The organism is Staphylococcus sp. EG-SA-18 (assembly GCF_017151825.1).
Taxonomy (GTDB): Bacteria; Bacillota; Bacilli; order Staphylococcales; family Staphylococcaceae; genus Staphylococcus; species Staphylococcus aureus.
Window position 1 is genome coordinate 1 of the sequence record NZ_JACYVY010000001.1, and the last position, 14,050, is coordinate 14,050.

The following is a 14,050-nucleotide window of genomic DNA, read 5'->3' on the forward strand; positions in this document are numbered from 1 at the left end:
CATTATATTAGTGAATTATTAAAAAATGATGAGAAAATTAAAATCATCATGAATGAATTCGGTACTTTTGATATTGATAGCAATAGTATTTCAAATGAAATTGAAGTCCATTCATTGATTAATGGTTGTGTTTGTTGCGATCTTAAACAAGAACTTGTCTATGAACTAAAAGCCATTGCTTTAAAAGGGGACGTTAATCATGTCATCATAGAAACGACAGGCATTGCGCATCCTTTGGAATTACTAGTTGCATGTCAAGATCCGCAAATCGTTAATTTCTTTGAAAAGCCGATTATTTATGGTGTATTAGATGCGACTCGATTTTTAGAACGTCATCAATATACCGAAAATACAGTTTCGCTGATGGAAGATCAGTTGAAACTAAGTGACATGATTATTATTAATAAAATTGATCTTATAACTGATGACCGTCTTGAGAGAATTGATAAGCAATTAGGTATGATTTGTGCAAGTATTCCAACATATAAAACAACCTATGGAAAAGTTTCGTTGGAAGAATTGGACTTAACTGTTAAAGACAGAGAGATATCGTCTCATCATCACCATCATCATGGGATTAAAAGTATGACTTACACGTTTACAGGTCCGATTGATCGTCAATTGTTTTATCAATTTATAATGAAATTACCGGAATCTGTTCTACGTTTGAAAGGTTATGTGTCATTTAGAGATCAACCAAATGCAATTTATGAATTTCAATATGCATATGGTTTACCAGACTATGGAATAATTGGCATGCAATTACCATTAACGATTGTTATTATTGGTGAAACTTTAGATACAAATCACATACGTAATCAATTGGATATGCTACAATTTACGTAAATCAGAAAATGTGTTGTTTCAATTTAACGGAAATAGCACATTAATTTCTTAATACTTTTATTGTGAATATTTTGTGACATTGAGGGATGGAGTGGATGAGATATGGAACAAATAATGATTAATCACTATGTTCATTTTTCTAGGCTTGTACAAGGTTTTTGGCGTGCAAATGAATGGAAGATGACTGCGAAAGAGTTAAATTATTTTATAAATGAATTAGTTGAACGTGGAATTACAACGATGGATCATGCTGATATTTATGGGGATTATCAATGTGAATCACTGTTTGGTAATGCTTTGGATTTATCACCCGAATTAAGAAATAAAATTCAAATTGTTACGAAATGTGGTATCATTTTGCCTTCTAAGCAATTTGATTTTACAAATGGACATCGTTATGATTTGAGTAGTAAGCACATCGTGAAATCTGTTGAACAGTCATTAATCAATTTGAATGTAGATTATTTAGATAGTCTACTCATTCATCGTTCTTCACCATTGATGGATCCAGAACAAGTTGCTGATGCATTAACTAAACTTGTTAAACAAGGTAAGTTGAAGTCATTCGGGGTGTCGAATTTTAATCATTCACAATACCAATTGTTAAATCAATATATTATGAAAGAAAGACTACATATTAGCATCAATCAATTAGAATTATCGCCATATCACGTTGATAGTTTACAAGATGGAACAATGGATTCAATGTATCAAAACCATGTTCAAATTATGGCTTGGAGTCCTTTTGCAGGCGGTAAAATTTTCGACAAGGAAGATATTAAAGCGCAACGTATTATGAAAGTTGTTCAATCAATAGCTGACAAATATGGTGTGAGTGACACAGCTGTGATGATAGCATGGTTAGTAAAAATACCGCATCGTATCATGCCGATACTTGGAACAAGTCAGTTAAAGCGTATTGATCAAGCAATCGAAGGGCTACAACTTAATTTAGATGATCAGTCGTGGTTTGACATTTACACCGCTATTATCGGACAAGATATTCCGTAAACTTATTTACTTTTAAATCATAAAGGAGCATATCATGACAAACGAAGATAAACGTTTCGAACAATTAAGATTTGAACGCAAATTTATAGTTATTCCGTATTTAATTTATGCAGTCATTGTATTACTATTAAATATTTTCTATTCTGATTTGAAAATAACAATGACATTATTCGGACTTTTCTTTGCGTATAATGTAGTCATTTTGTTCATAGCATTTATTAAACATTATAAACGCACATTGTTACTAAGTCTTATATTAACAGTGCTTAGTGGCGCGGCATTCTTTGGAATTATTTATGTTTATGGCATTAATCATTTTTAAATATTAAAAAGAGACTATCTACAATAATCTCATTTGCATTTTATCTAACTAAGTTTAACTTTTGCTTAGAAAAATGATGCTATGAGGATATTCAGTAGATAGTTTTTTTATGATCTAATATTTAAACTTAGATATCGTTTTGTAATTAACCGAGATAACTCATCACCTAGCAATATTATTTACAAAATATTTCGATAAAATTGTGTGTTTTGCATAAATTAAAAATGTATGTTTTAAAAAATTGTTATAATTAAATTAAGATTAAACAAAGGGGTGACTGTTATGTCAGAAGAAAAACATGTAGTGGAACATGAACAACAAAAGAAAGAAAAGACAAAAAAGCAATACAAGCCATTTTGGATTGTCATGAGTTTTATAATACTTATAGTTGTACTATTACTCCCGGCACCTTCAAGTCTGCCGATAATGGCTAAGGCAGTACTAGCTATTTTAGCTTTTGCAGTTATTATGTGGGTAACGGAAGCTGTATCATATCCGGTGTCAGCAACTTTAATTATTGGCTTAATGATATTACTTTTAGGATTTAGCCCGGTTCAAAATTTAGGGGAGAAGCTAGGTAATCCGAAAAGTGGCAGTGCTATTTTAGCTGGAAGTGACCTTCTAGGAACTAATCATGCATTATCATTAGCGTTTAGTGGATATGCAACTTCAGCTGTAGCTCTCGTTGCAGCTGCATTATTTTTGGCTGCTGCTATGCAAGAAACGAATTTGCATAAAAGACTAGCTCTTTTAGTGTTATCAATTGTTGGTAATAAAACTAGAAATATAGTTATTGGAGCAATTATCGTTTCAATTGTACTTGCATTTTTCGTTCCTTCTGCAACAGCTAGAGCAGGGGCAGTTGTACCAATCTTGCTGGGTATGATTGCGGCATTTAAAGTTTCCAAAGATAGCAAGTTAGCGTCTTTATTAATAATTACTTCAGTACAAGCTGTGTCAATTTGGAATATTGGTATCAAAACGGCGGCAGCACAAAATATCGTAGCGATTAATTTTATAAACCATCAATTAGGATTTGATGTTTCATGGGGCGAGTGGTTCTTATATGCAGCGCCTTGGTCCATAGTTATGTCCGTAGCTTTATATTTCATCATGATTAAAGTGATGCCTCCAGAAATTAATACAATAGAAGGTGGTAAAGATTTAATAAAAGAAGAATTGCATAAACTTGGCCCCGTTAGCCCACGTGAATGGCGTTTAATTGTTATATCGATGTTATTATTACTGTTTTGGTCAACTGAAAAAGTATTACATCCGATTGACTCTGCATCCATTACTATTATTGCTTTAGGTGTTATGTTAATGCCGAAAATTGGTGTCATGACATGGAAACATGTTGAAAATAAAATACCATGGGGAACAATTATCGTGTTTGGTGTAGGTATTTCACTAGGGAACGTTCTTTTGAAAACAGGTGCAGCTCAATGGTTAAGTGATCAAACTTTTGGTGTTTTAGGTTTAAAACATTTACCTATTATCGCGACAATTGCACTTATCACGCTTTTTAATATATTGATTCATTTGGGCTTTGCGAGTGCAACAAGTTTATCATCAGCGTTAATACCTGTTTTTATTTCGCTAACCTCTACGTTACACTTAGGAGACCAGTCTATAGGATTTGTTTTAATTCAACAATTTGTTATTAGTTTTGGTTTCTTATTACCTGTTAGTGCACCTCAAAATATGTTGGCTTATGGCACTGGTACTTTTACGGTTAAAGATTTCTTGAAGGCAGGTATACCATTGACAATTGTAGGGTATATTCTAGTGATAGTTTTTAGCATGACTTATTGGAAATGGTTAGGTTTGCTTTAATTAAAAATATAAATAAGAATCTAGGTTATTTTAAAGTGACAAAAAGCTTAATAAAATAAAAAGATAATTGAAGGGTGTTTTGTTTATGGCAATTGCTGTGTTATTAAATCGAATGTTTCGAATGGAACACAATCCATTATTTGAATATATTTATCAACAAAAAGAAGACATTGATGCATGTTATTTTATCATTCCGGAAGAGGACATGTCTTCAGCTTCTGATTTGAAAGCACAGTTTTATCGCGGTACTTTGCAGCGCTTTTACCAATCGTTGCACGCAGAAAAGCTCACACCTTATGTCATGTCTTATGACGATATCATTTCATTTTGTAAAGAAAACAATATCTCTGAAGTAGTGACTGCGGGTGATATTATGAGTTATCATCTTGAAGAATATGATATTTTACATCAACGTTCTTTATTCAATGAAGCACGCATTGCCGTTACTTTGATACGTGGGAATCATTACTTTAAAGCGAGTAAAACAATGAATCAACAAGGGGAGCCATACAAAGTTTTTACTAGTTTCTATAAAAAATGGCGACCTTACTTGAGGCATAGAGACGTATATCACTATGATTTAAAATCATTCGAAGACTTTGTCATTGCATCACCTGATGATTTAGTGTTTGATGACATAGCATTTGGATCCTCACAAATAATTGAACAGAATAAATGGCAACATTTTTTAGATCAAGATATACAGAATTACGAAAGCGGAAGAGACTATTTACCTGAAGTATTAACAAGTCAGCTAAGTGTTGCTTTAGCATATGGATTATTAGATATTATTGAAATTTTTAATGATTTATTGGCGCGTTATGATGAAGATGAGGCAAACTATGAAGCATTTATACGTGAACTCATTTTTAGAGAATTTTATTATGTGTTAATGACACAGTATCCTGAAACCTCATACCAAGCTTTCAAACCTAAATATCGACAGATAAAATGGTCGCAAAATGAAGCGGATTTTAATGCATGGTGCGAAGGGCAAACAGGATTTCCAATCATTGATGCAGCAATAATGGAATTGACACAAACTGGTTTTATGCATAATCGAATGAGAATGGTTGTGTCGCAATTTTTAACCAAAGATTTATTTATAGATTGGACATGGGGAGAAAAATTCTTTAGAAAGCACCTTATTGACTATGATGCAGCATCAAATATTCATGGATGGCAATGGTCTGCTTCTACAGGTACGGATGCAGTGCCGTATTTTAGAATGTTTAATCCAATAAGACAGAGTGAACGCTTTGATGCTAAAGCTTTGTATATCAAAACATATCTTCCGATTTTTAATCAAATTGATGCAAAATATTTGCATGATACACAACGCAATGAGTCCAACCTTTTTGAACAGGGGATTGAATTAGGTAGTCATTATCCAAGACAAATGGTAGATCATCAAGAAAAACGTACACAAGTTTTAGCTACATTTAAAGCGCTAGACTAATTCGGCTCAATTGATAGATCTGGCATGAGTAAAATCTGGAGCAGAATATAAAGTTCTTAAGCAATATAAATAAGCCAATTTCTATTATTGATGTGATAGAAATTGGCTTTCCTCAAATATATAAGTTGTATTTAGTTTTCTTATTAATTTGATGTTATCTTAGTATGTCCGTAAATAAAGTGAGGTATAGTACGACATACTCTAAAAACGTAGCGAGATAAATATATTTCAATCTAACTTTTATGTTTTGAGGCACTTGCCATTTAGGATATTGTCGTTCGTAATACGACACTTGTTGTATAAATACACCTAGTCCAAATGGCAGCATCATGAGTAAGATACTTCTTAAATAACTTAAACCAATATCATGCCATATGTGTCCAATAATCAATTGAAAGACAATGATAGATACTATTAAAACGATTATATTTATTGTCACTTGTTCAAACGCACTCCTTTTCCAAATAATAGAATTGCTGCTTGCATGACAACCATAAAACATACAAACATAGCAGTTTTAAGCGTTAGACTTTCTAGAATGTGATTTAGAACATGTAAGGGCTCATTAAAGAAATAAACGGAATGTAAGCGTAAGAAACGACCAATATAAATTCCGAATCCATTTAAAAACATTAGCACGACAACAATTAATCTATTAAGCCAACGGTGAGAAGTCAATGTTAGTATTTCAAAATAGATTAAAATCATCACATAAACCGCTAAGAAGACACCAAGCAGTAAATAGGTAAAGTATTTCCACTCACTTAAATTTAGTCCTGCGTAAAAGTTGAATTGAAATTGGTTCAAATGGATTAAATCAGTTACCATATAAAATGTATTTGGTAAAAGTAACACAAATATAAAACTATATATGATAAAGAGTGGCCATTCATACTTTTTATTCGGTTTGAATAATCGTAATAATAGACTAAGCTCAAAAGGTATATATGCTAAAAACAAATTTAAAGTCATAAATTGAAAAATTTTAGTCTCAAAAAGGGAGACGATAAATAAAATTAAAAAGTAAATTCTAGCGATGTATCGAGATTGCATCAATAATAAACACTACTTTCTAATGAAAAAGTTATTCATTCAAATGTGATAGTTATAAACGCATTCAATTCCTAATTAAAAATTTAATTTAACTCGTTGAAGTATATTAATAAACGAGAATGCATTTATGATTAAGCACTTATGATAACTTGTAATAAAATTTGATTCAACTAAAAAGTAAAGTGCTATTGAGGATCAAGTAAATTTAAACCGACTGCATCTTTGAATGAACGTTGAATGTCCAAATCAGTTACAGTAAGAATGATTTCAGCAGTTGCAGAAACAATTGCTTTAGCGAGATGTCCGCTAAAAGTTTCATATGATTGAGTACCGAAAGTAGCATGCAAATGTGCAAAATGACCATTGTCTAGACGAGAAATATTACCTAATAAGCTCGTCAATTCCAGTGGCTCAGTAATATGTTTTTCTTCGTATTGTTTCGTTGTTAAATTGAAAAATTTTAATACAACGTCATCACATGCACCAATGCCGCTGACAGATGTAAATGTTAAGTCTTGGTCATCTGCAAAGGTTGTTATACATTCAACGATATCTTCTCCTTTTTCCAACACTAGTAGTATAGTATGATTACTTTTTTGCAATTTCATATGATCAATCCCCTTTATTTTAATATGTCATTAATTATACAATTAAATGGAAAATAGTGATAATTACAAAGAAAAAATATTGTCAAATGTAGCAATGTTGTAATACAATATAGAAACTTTTTACGAATATTTAGCATGAATTGCAATCTGTCGTGGAAAAGAAGAATAACAGCTTTAAGCATGACATGGAGAAAAAAGAGGTGAGCATATGAATAAACAGATTTTTGTCTTATATTTTAATATTTTCTTGATTTTTTTAGGTATCGGTTTAGTAATACCAGTCTTGCCTGTTTATTTAAAAGATTTGGGATTAACTGGTAGTGATTTAGGATTACTAGTTGCTGCTTTTGCGTTATCTCAAATGATTATATCGCCGTTTGGTGGTACGCTAGCTGACAAATTAGGGAAGAAATTAATTATATGTATAGGATTAATTTTGTTTTCAGTGTCAGAATTTATGTTTGCAGTTGGCCACAATTTTTCGGTATTGATGTTATCGAGAGTGATTGGTGGTATGAGTGCTGGTATGGTAATGCCTGGTGTGACAGGTTTAATAGCTGACATTTCACCAAGCCATCAAAAAGCAAAAAACTTTGGCTACATGTCAGCGATTATCAATTCTGGATTCATTTTAGGACCAGGGATTGGTGGATTTATGGCAGAAGTTTCACATCGTATGCCATTTTACTTTGCAGGAGCATTAGGTATTCTAGCATTTATAATGTCAATTGTATTGATTCACGATCCGAAAAAGTCTACGACAAGTGGTTTCCAAAAGTTAGAGCCACAATTGCTAACGAAAATTAACTGGAAAGTGTTTATTACACCAGTTATTTTAACACTTGTATTATCGTTTGGTTTATCTGCATTTGAAACATTGTATTCACTATACACAGCTGACAAGGTAAATTATTCACCTAAAGATATTTCGATTGCTATTACGGGTGGCGGTATATTTGGGGCACTTTTCCAAATCTATTTCTTCGATAAATTTATGAAGTATTTCTCAGAGTTAACATTTATAGCTTGGTCATTATTATATTCAGTTGTTGTCTTAATATTATTAGTTTTTGCTAATGGCTATTGGTCAATAATGTTAATCAGTTTTGTTGTCTTCATAGGTTTTGATATGATACGACCAGCCATTACAAATTATTTTTCTAATATTGCTGGAGAAAGGCAAGGCTTTGCAGGCGGATTGAACTCGACATTCACTAGTATGGGTAATTTCATAGGTCCTTTAATCGCAGGTGCGTTATTTGATGTACACATTGAAGCACCAATTTATATGGCTATAGGTGTTTCATTAGCAGGTGTTGTTATTGTTTTAATTGAAAAGCAACATAGAGCAAAATTGAAAGAACAAAATATGTAGCATAAGTATTTTGGTGTATATTGATATAAAGTAAAGCGTAATATTATGAATGATTAGCATCGTTTTTCTTATGAATTTTATTAAGAAAATTCGATGCTTTACATTTAAAAAGATTCGATTGACTAAATGTTTTACTCTTTATATTTAAATGTTATATGTAACAAAAAATGATTTTGAGTAATAAACATGTTACAAATATTACATTCTTTTTAAATTGCAATCCACATACCTAATTCATTAACGTTAATGTGTTAAGATGATAAAAAATGAGTAAGGAAATGTGGGTAAGGGGATGACAGTAAAAAATTTATTTTTAGGCTTTGTTGCTGTAATATTAACCGTTTGTTTAATTGGTTTATTAATATTAGCAACAAATGAAGATGCGCTTGCTAAGGTACATAAAACAATTAATACGCTTAACGCGATAAATGTATCAACTGAAGATACTTATAAAAAGAAAATGGATATTCTCAATATTCATACTGCTAAAGCATCTGAAGTGAATGAAAATATGAAAAAGCAAAATCATTTTAAACATCGTGTGAATGCAAATAAATCAAATTCTTTTAACGAACAAGAGTGCCAAGTTATTGCTGATCGTTATGCAGATAAGCATATCAATGATAATTATGGTTTAGAAAGAATTTCTAAGACAAATCATGGATATAATTATGTTTATTCCAATGATAATTCAACTAGTAAGCAACATGTAAGTATTTCAAATCAAGGCATAATAACGAAATAATAATGGAACAGTGTATTCTAATTGGATATACTGTTTTTATTTTGCAATAATTTAATTTAAAAAGGTGAAATCAACTTATAAAATGATGTAAATGTTATGTCAAAATCAACCAATCCGTAATGTATTTTAAAATGTTAATATAGTTCTGAAGAAGTATAAATGAGGTGTTGAAATGGCTAAAAATAAGAAAACGAACGCGATGCGTATGCTTGATCGTGCAAAAATTAAATACGAAGTTCATAGCTTTGAGGTACCAGAAGAACATTTATCTGGTCAAGAAGTCGCAGAACTCATACAAGCAAATGTTAAAACAGTATTTAAAACGCTTGTTCTAGAAAATACAAAACATGAACATTTTGTATTTGTTATCCCAGTAAGTGAAACTTTAGATATGAAAAAGGCAGCTGCTTTGGTTGGAGAGAAGAAATTGCAGCTTATGCCTTTAGATAATTTGAAAAATGTAACGGGATACATTCGTGGTGGGTGTTCGCCTGTTGGTATGAAAACATTGTTTCCAACAGTCGTTGACAAATCGTGTGAAAATTATAGTCATATCAGTGTGAGTGGTGGGCTTCGAACAATGCAAATCACAATAGCTGTTGAGGATTTGATTACAATAACTAAAGGCAAAATTGGAGCAGTTATCCATGAATGATTAATAACAACAAAAAGTATGGGGCAAGATTCGGAGTGTGACAGAGATGAAATTTTTATAAAATTCATTTCTGCCACACTCCTTTTTGATTGAATTAGCATTTTACGATCATAAACAGTCATTACAAATGAGTATTTGAACATAAAAATGTAATTTTATCGTCACAATTTGATTGTTTGTGATTGTTTTTGGTAATTTATGATTGAAAAGTGAAAGCGTACTCATTATAATACAGAGTGAGATGGGGTGATGATGATAATTACAGAAAAAAGACACGAGTTAATATTAGAAGAACTTTCGCACAAAGATTTTTTGACTTTACAAGAACTAATAGATCGAACTGGATGCAGTGCTTCAACAATACGAAGAGATTTATCTAAACTACAACAATTAGGGAAATTGCAACGTGTGCATGGTGGTGCAATGTTAAAAGAAAATCGTATGGTTGAGGCGAATTTAACTGAAAAATTAGCAACGAATCTTGATGAAAAGAAAATGATTGCTAAAATAGCAGCTAATCAAATCAACGATAATGAATGCTTATTTATCGATGCTGGTTCATCTACATTGGAGCTAATTAAATATATTCAAGCGAAAGATATCATTGTGGTAACCAATGGTTTAACACATGTAGAAGCTTTACTTAAAAAAGGTATTAAAACAATTATGCTAGGTGGTCAAGTTAAAGAAAATACACTTGCTACGATTGGTTCTAGTGCTATGGAGATATTAAGACGATATTGTTTCGATAAAGCTTTTATCGGGATGAATGGATTAGATATTGAACTTGGATTAACTACTCCCGATGAGCAAGAGGCATTAGTTAAACAAACAGCAATGTCATTAGCCAATCAATCATTTGTACTTATAGATCATTCTAAGTTTAATAAAGTATATTTTGCTCGTGTACCTTTGCTAGAAAGTACGACAATCATCACATCTGAAAAAGCATTAAATCAAGAATCGTTAAAAGAATACCAACAAAAGTATCACTTTATAGGAGGGACTTTATGATTTATACAGTGACTTTCAATCCTTCAATTGACTATGTCATTTTTACGAATGATTTTAAAATTGATGGTTTGAACAGAGCAACAGCAACATATAAATTCGCTGGGGGGAAAGGTATTAATGTCTCGCGCGTCTTAAAGACATTGGATGTTGAGTCAACTGCCTTGGGATTTGCAGGTGGATTTCCTGGGAAATTCATTATAGATACATTAAATAACAGTGCAATTCAATCGAATTTTATTGAAGTTGATGAAGATACACGTATTAATGTGAAATTAAAAACAGGACAAGAAACAGAAATCAATGCACCGGGTCCTCATATAACGTCAACACAATTTGAACAACTGTTACAACAAATTAAAAATACAACAAGCGAAGATATAGTTATTGTTGCTGGAAGTGTACCAAGTAGTATTCCAAGCGATGCGTATGCGCAAATTGCACAAATTACAGCACAGACAGGTGCTAAATTAGTAGTCGACGCTGAAAAAGAATTGGCTGAAAGCGTTTTACCATATCATCCACTATTTATTAAACCTAATAAAGATGAATTAGAAGTGATGTTTAATACAACAGTGAACTCAGACACAGATGTTATTAAATATGGTCGTTTGTTAGTTGATAAAGGTGCGCAATCTGTTATTGTCTCGCTTGGCGGTGATGGTGCTATTTATATTGATAAAGAAATCAGTATTAAAGCAGTTAATCCACAAGGGAAAGTGGTTAATACAGTTGGCTCTGGTGATAGTACAGTTGCAGGCATGGTGGCTGGAATTGCTTCAGGTTTAACGATTGAAAAAGCATTCCAACAAGCAGTCGCATGCGGTACTGCCACGGCATTTGATGAGGACTTAGCAACACGGGACGCTATAGAAAAAATAAAATCACAAGTTACGATTAGCGTACTTGATGGGGAGTGAAAATAATGAGAGTAACAGAGTTATTAACAAAAGATACAATAGCAATGGATTTAATGGCAAATGACAAAAATGGTGTTATTGATGAGTTAGTAAATCAATTAGACAAAGCAGGTAAATTAAGTGATGTCGCGTCATTTAAGGAAGCGATTCACAATCGAGAATCACAAAGTACAACTGGTATCGGCGAAGGTATTGCCATTCCACATGCCAAAGTGGCCGCAGTTAAGTCACCAGCTATTGCGTTTGGTAAATCTAAAGCAGGCGTAGATTATCAAAGTTTGGATATGCAACCAGCACACTTATTCTTTATGATTGCAGCGCCAGAAGGTGGCGCCCAAACACATCTAGATGCTTTAGCTAAGTTGTCTGGTATTTTAATGGATGAAAATGTACGTGAGAAATTATTACATGCTTCATCACCTGAAGAAGTACTAGCGATCATAGATGAGGCTGATGATGAAGTGACAAAAGAAGAAGAGGCAGAAGCTGAAGCACAACAAGTTGCAACTGCAGAACAATCATCTAAACAATCTAATGAGCCATATGTGTTAGCAGTAACTGCTTGTCCAACAGGTATTGCACATACGTACATGGCACGTGACGCATTGAAAAAACAAGCGGATAAGATGGGTATTAAAATTAAAGTAGAAACGAATGGTTCAAGCGGCATTAAAAACCATTTAACTGAACAAGATATTGAAAATGCAACAGGTATCATTGTTGCTGCTGATGTTCATGTTGAGACGGATCGCTTCGATGGTAAAAATGTCGTAGAAGTACCAGTAGCAGATGGTATTAAACGCCCAGAAGAATTAATTAATAAAGCATTAGATACAAGTCGTAAACCTTTTGTTGCCCGTGATGGTCAAAGAAAAGGTAACTCAAATGACAGTCAAGAAAAATTAAGCCCAGGTAAAGCATTCTATAAACACTTAATGAACGGTGTTTCTAACATGTTGCCACTTGTAATATCTGGTGGTATTTTAATGGCAATCGTATTTTTATTTGGAGTAGACTCATTTAAACCAAAAAGCTCAGAGTACAATGCGTTTGCAGAGCAGCTATGGAACATTGGTAGTAAAAGTGCATTCGCGTTAATCATTCCAATTTTATCTGGATTCATTGCACGTAGTATTGCGGATAAACCTGGTTTTGCAGCTGGTCTTGTAGGTGGTATGTTAGCAATTTCAGGTGGTTCAGGATTTATTGGTGGTATTATTGCAGGTTTCTTAGCAGGTTACTTAACACAAGGTGTTAAAGCGATGACACGTAAGTTACCACAAGCATTAGAGGGATTAAAACCAACATTAATTTACCCACTATTGACAGTGACAGCTACAGGCTTATTGATGATTTATGTCTTTAATCCACCAGCATCTTGGTTAAATCATTTGTTATTAGATGGATTAAACAATTTATCAGGTTCTAATATTGTATTATTAGGTTTAGTTATTGGCGCTATGATGGCAATTGATATGGGCGGTCCATTCAACAAAGCGGCATATGTTTTTGCAACAGGTGCGTTGATTGAAGGTAATGCAGCACCAATTACAGCTGCAATGATTGGTGGTATGATTCCACCGTTAGCAATTGCGACAGCGATGTTAATTTTCAGACGTAAATTTACAAAAGAACAACGTGGTTCAATTATCCCTAACTATGTGATGGGTATGTCCTTTATTACAGAAGGTGCGATTCCATTTGCAGCTGCCGATCCATTACGTGTTATTCCTTCAATGATGATTGGTTCAGGTATAGGTGGCGCAATTGCTTTAGGCTTAGGTTCACGAATTACTGCGCCACATGGTGGTATTATTGTAATTGTTGGTACGGATGGTGCACACTTACTTCAAACTCTTATTGCACTTCTAGTTGGTACATTAGTTTCAGCATTAATTTACGGTTTAATCAAACCCAAGTTAACTGAAACAGAAATCGAAGCTTCAAAATCAATGGACGAGTAGTTTTAATGATGTAAAATGATTGTTAGCAAAGAGCTTCATATTAAGTTGTAAGTTCAATGAATATATGTTAGTTTTATACATCGTGTTAACGGTAGCTTATACAAAGCTGTAAAAACACTTTCTATTAATTCAGTTTTTATGAATTGATATGAAGGTGTTTTTATTTTTAGATAAATGAATGAAGAAATAGACACCACAAATGTATAGACTTTTTTAATATTTTGCAAAAAGTTATGCCAAACGAA

Annotated in this window: 14 protein-coding genes; 11 read left to right on the top strand and 3 right to left on the bottom strand. The window is 32.7% G+C overall.

Annotated elements, in window-relative coordinates; translation table 11 throughout:
• From IDG66_RS00005 to IDG66_RS00025, 5 genes are all read left to right on the top strand, one after another.
• Positions 1 to 846, top strand: an 846-nt coding sequence (locus tag IDG66_RS00005) for a CobW family GTP-binding protein (RefSeq protein ID WP_206172171.1), incomplete at its 5' end; no start/stop codon positions are given.
• Between the two features lie 102 nt (positions 847 to 948).
• Positions 949 to 1,857 carry an aldo/keto reductase gene (locus tag IDG66_RS00010; protein ID WP_000435111.1) on the top strand — a complete coding sequence of 303 codons (909 nt, stop codon included), beginning with the start codon at positions 949 to 951 and terminating at the stop codon, positions 1,855 to 1,857.
• Positions 1,858 to 1,891: 34 nt separating this feature from the next.
• The gene (locus tag IDG66_RS00015) at positions 1,892 to 2,179 is read left to right on the top strand and encodes a hypothetical protein (RefSeq protein ID WP_000180416.1); all 288 of its coding nucleotides are present in this window, start codon (positions 1,892 to 1,894) and stop codon (positions 2,177 to 2,179) included.
• A gap of 282 nt (positions 2,180 to 2,461) precedes the next feature.
• On the top strand, positions 2,462 to 4,015 hold the full coding sequence (locus IDG66_RS00020; protein WP_001288051.1) for an SLC13 family permease: 1,554 nt from the start codon (positions 2,462 to 2,464) through the stop codon (positions 4,013 to 4,015).
• A gap of 85 nt (positions 4,016 to 4,100) precedes the next feature.
• Positions 4,101 to 5,474 (top strand): cryptochrome/photolyase family protein, encoded by a 1,374-nt coding sequence (locus IDG66_RS00025; protein ID WP_000952045.1) that lies wholly within the window; start codon positions 4,101 to 4,103, stop codon positions 5,472 to 5,474.
• 154 nt (positions 5,475 to 5,628) lie between these two features.
• On the opposite strand, the gene IDG66_RS00030 is transcribed toward IDG66_RS00025, so the two are convergent.
• The 3 genes from IDG66_RS00030 to IDG66_RS00040 all read right to left on the bottom strand — a co-directional run bounded on the left by IDG66_RS00030 (position 5,629) and on the right by IDG66_RS00040 (position 7,135).
• The gene (locus IDG66_RS00030; protein ID WP_000154465.1) at positions 5,629 to 5,913 is read right to left on the bottom strand and encodes a hypothetical protein; all 285 of its coding nucleotides are present in this window, start codon (positions 5,911 to 5,913) and stop codon (positions 5,629 to 5,631) included.
• Positions 5,910 to 6,527: a DUF1361 domain-containing protein gene (locus IDG66_RS00035; protein WP_001191874.1), complete on the bottom strand. Its 618-nt coding sequence runs from the start codon at positions 6,525 to 6,527 to the stop codon at positions 5,910 to 5,912. The genes IDG66_RS00030 and IDG66_RS00035 overlap by 4 nt, the downstream gene beginning before the upstream one ends.
• A 185-nt stretch (positions 6,528 to 6,712) precedes the next feature.
• A complete protein-coding gene (locus IDG66_RS00040) occupies positions 6,713 to 7,135 on the bottom strand; it encodes a PPC domain-containing DNA-binding protein (protein ID WP_000776018.1) in 423 nt (140 codons plus the stop codon).
• Between the two features lie 208 nt (positions 7,136 to 7,343).
• On the opposite strand from IDG66_RS00040, the gene norA reads away from it, so the two are divergent.
• The 6 genes from norA (at position 7,344) to IDG66_RS00070 (ending at position 13,805) form a co-directional block, all read left to right on the top strand.
• Positions 7,344 to 8,510 carry a multidrug efflux MFS transporter NorA gene (gene norA, locus IDG66_RS00045; RefSeq protein WP_001041274.1) on the top strand — a complete coding sequence of 389 codons (1,167 nt, stop codon included), beginning with the start codon at positions 7,344 to 7,346 and terminating at the stop codon, positions 8,508 to 8,510.
• 292 nt (positions 8,511 to 8,802) lie between these two features.
• A complete protein-coding gene (locus IDG66_RS00050) occupies positions 8,803 to 9,255 on the top strand; it encodes a hypothetical protein (protein ID WP_000216723.1) in 453 nt (150 codons plus the stop codon).
• A 172-nt stretch (positions 9,256 to 9,427) separates the two neighbouring features.
• A complete protein-coding gene (gene ybaK / locus IDG66_RS00055; protein ID WP_001107241.1) occupies positions 9,428 to 9,910 on the top strand; it encodes a Cys-tRNA(Pro) deacylase in 483 nt (160 codons plus the stop codon).
• A gap of 249 nt (positions 9,911 to 10,159) precedes the next feature.
• The gene (locus IDG66_RS00060; RefSeq protein WP_000972699.1) at positions 10,160 to 10,924 is read left to right on the top strand and encodes a DeoR/GlpR family DNA-binding transcription regulator; all 765 of its coding nucleotides are present in this window, start codon (positions 10,160 to 10,162) and stop codon (positions 10,922 to 10,924) included.
• Positions 10,921 to 11,841 carry a 1-phosphofructokinase gene (gene pfkB, locus IDG66_RS00065; protein WP_000640743.1) on the top strand — a complete coding sequence of 307 codons (921 nt, stop codon included), beginning with the start codon at positions 10,921 to 10,923 and terminating at the stop codon, positions 11,839 to 11,841. The genes IDG66_RS00060 and pfkB overlap by 4 nt, the downstream gene beginning before the upstream one ends.
• Before the next feature lie 5 nt (positions 11,842 to 11,846).
• Positions 11,847 to 13,805, top strand: coding sequence for a PTS fructose transporter subunit IIABC (locus tag IDG66_RS00070; protein ID WP_001266544.1), 1,959 nt, complete (start codon positions 11,847 to 11,849; stop codon positions 13,803 to 13,805).
• Positions 13,806 to 14,050: the final 245 nt, after the last annotated feature.

Excerpts from the sequence above, each read along its gene's own strand:
- IDG66_RS00060 (WP_000972699.1), top strand. The coding sequence starts at position 10,160 with ATGATGATAATTACAGAAAAAAGACACGAGTTAATATTAGAAGAACTT.
- IDG66_RS00025 (WP_000952045.1), top strand. The coding sequence starts at position 4,101 with ATGGCAATTGCTGTGTTATTAAATCGAATGTTTCGAATGGAACACAAT.
- IDG66_RS00015 (WP_000180416.1), top strand. The coding sequence starts at position 1,892 with ATGACAAACGAAGATAAACGTTTCGAACAATTAAGATTTGAACGCAAA.
- ybaK (WP_001107241.1), top strand. The coding sequence starts at position 9,428 with ATGGCTAAAAATAAGAAAACGAACGCGATGCGTATGCTTGATCGTGCA.
- norA (WP_001041274.1), top strand. The coding sequence starts at position 7,344 with ATGAATAAACAGATTTTTGTCTTATATTTTAATATTTTCTTGATTTTT.
- IDG66_RS00020 (WP_001288051.1), top strand. The coding sequence starts at position 2,462 with ATGTCAGAAGAAAAACATGTAGTGGAACATGAACAACAAAAGAAAGAA.
- IDG66_RS00070 (WP_001266544.1), top strand. The coding sequence starts at position 11,847 with ATGAGAGTAACAGAGTTATTAACAAAAGATACAATAGCAATGGATTTA.
- pfkB (WP_000640743.1), top strand. The coding sequence starts at position 10,921 with ATGATTTATACAGTGACTTTCAATCCTTCAATTGACTATGTCATTTTT.
- IDG66_RS00010 (WP_000435111.1), top strand. The coding sequence starts at position 949 with ATGGAACAAATAATGATTAATCACTATGTTCATTTTTCTAGGCTTGTA.
- IDG66_RS00040 (WP_000776018.1), bottom strand. The coding sequence starts at position 7,135 with ATGAAATTGCAAAAAAGTAATCATACTATACTACTAGTGTTGGAAAAA.
- IDG66_RS00050 (WP_000216723.1), top strand. The coding sequence starts at position 8,803 with ATGACAGTAAAAAATTTATTTTTAGGCTTTGTTGCTGTAATATTAACC.
- IDG66_RS00035 (WP_001191874.1), bottom strand. The coding sequence starts at position 6,527 with ATGCAATCTCGATACATCGCTAGAATTTACTTTTTAATTTTATTTATC.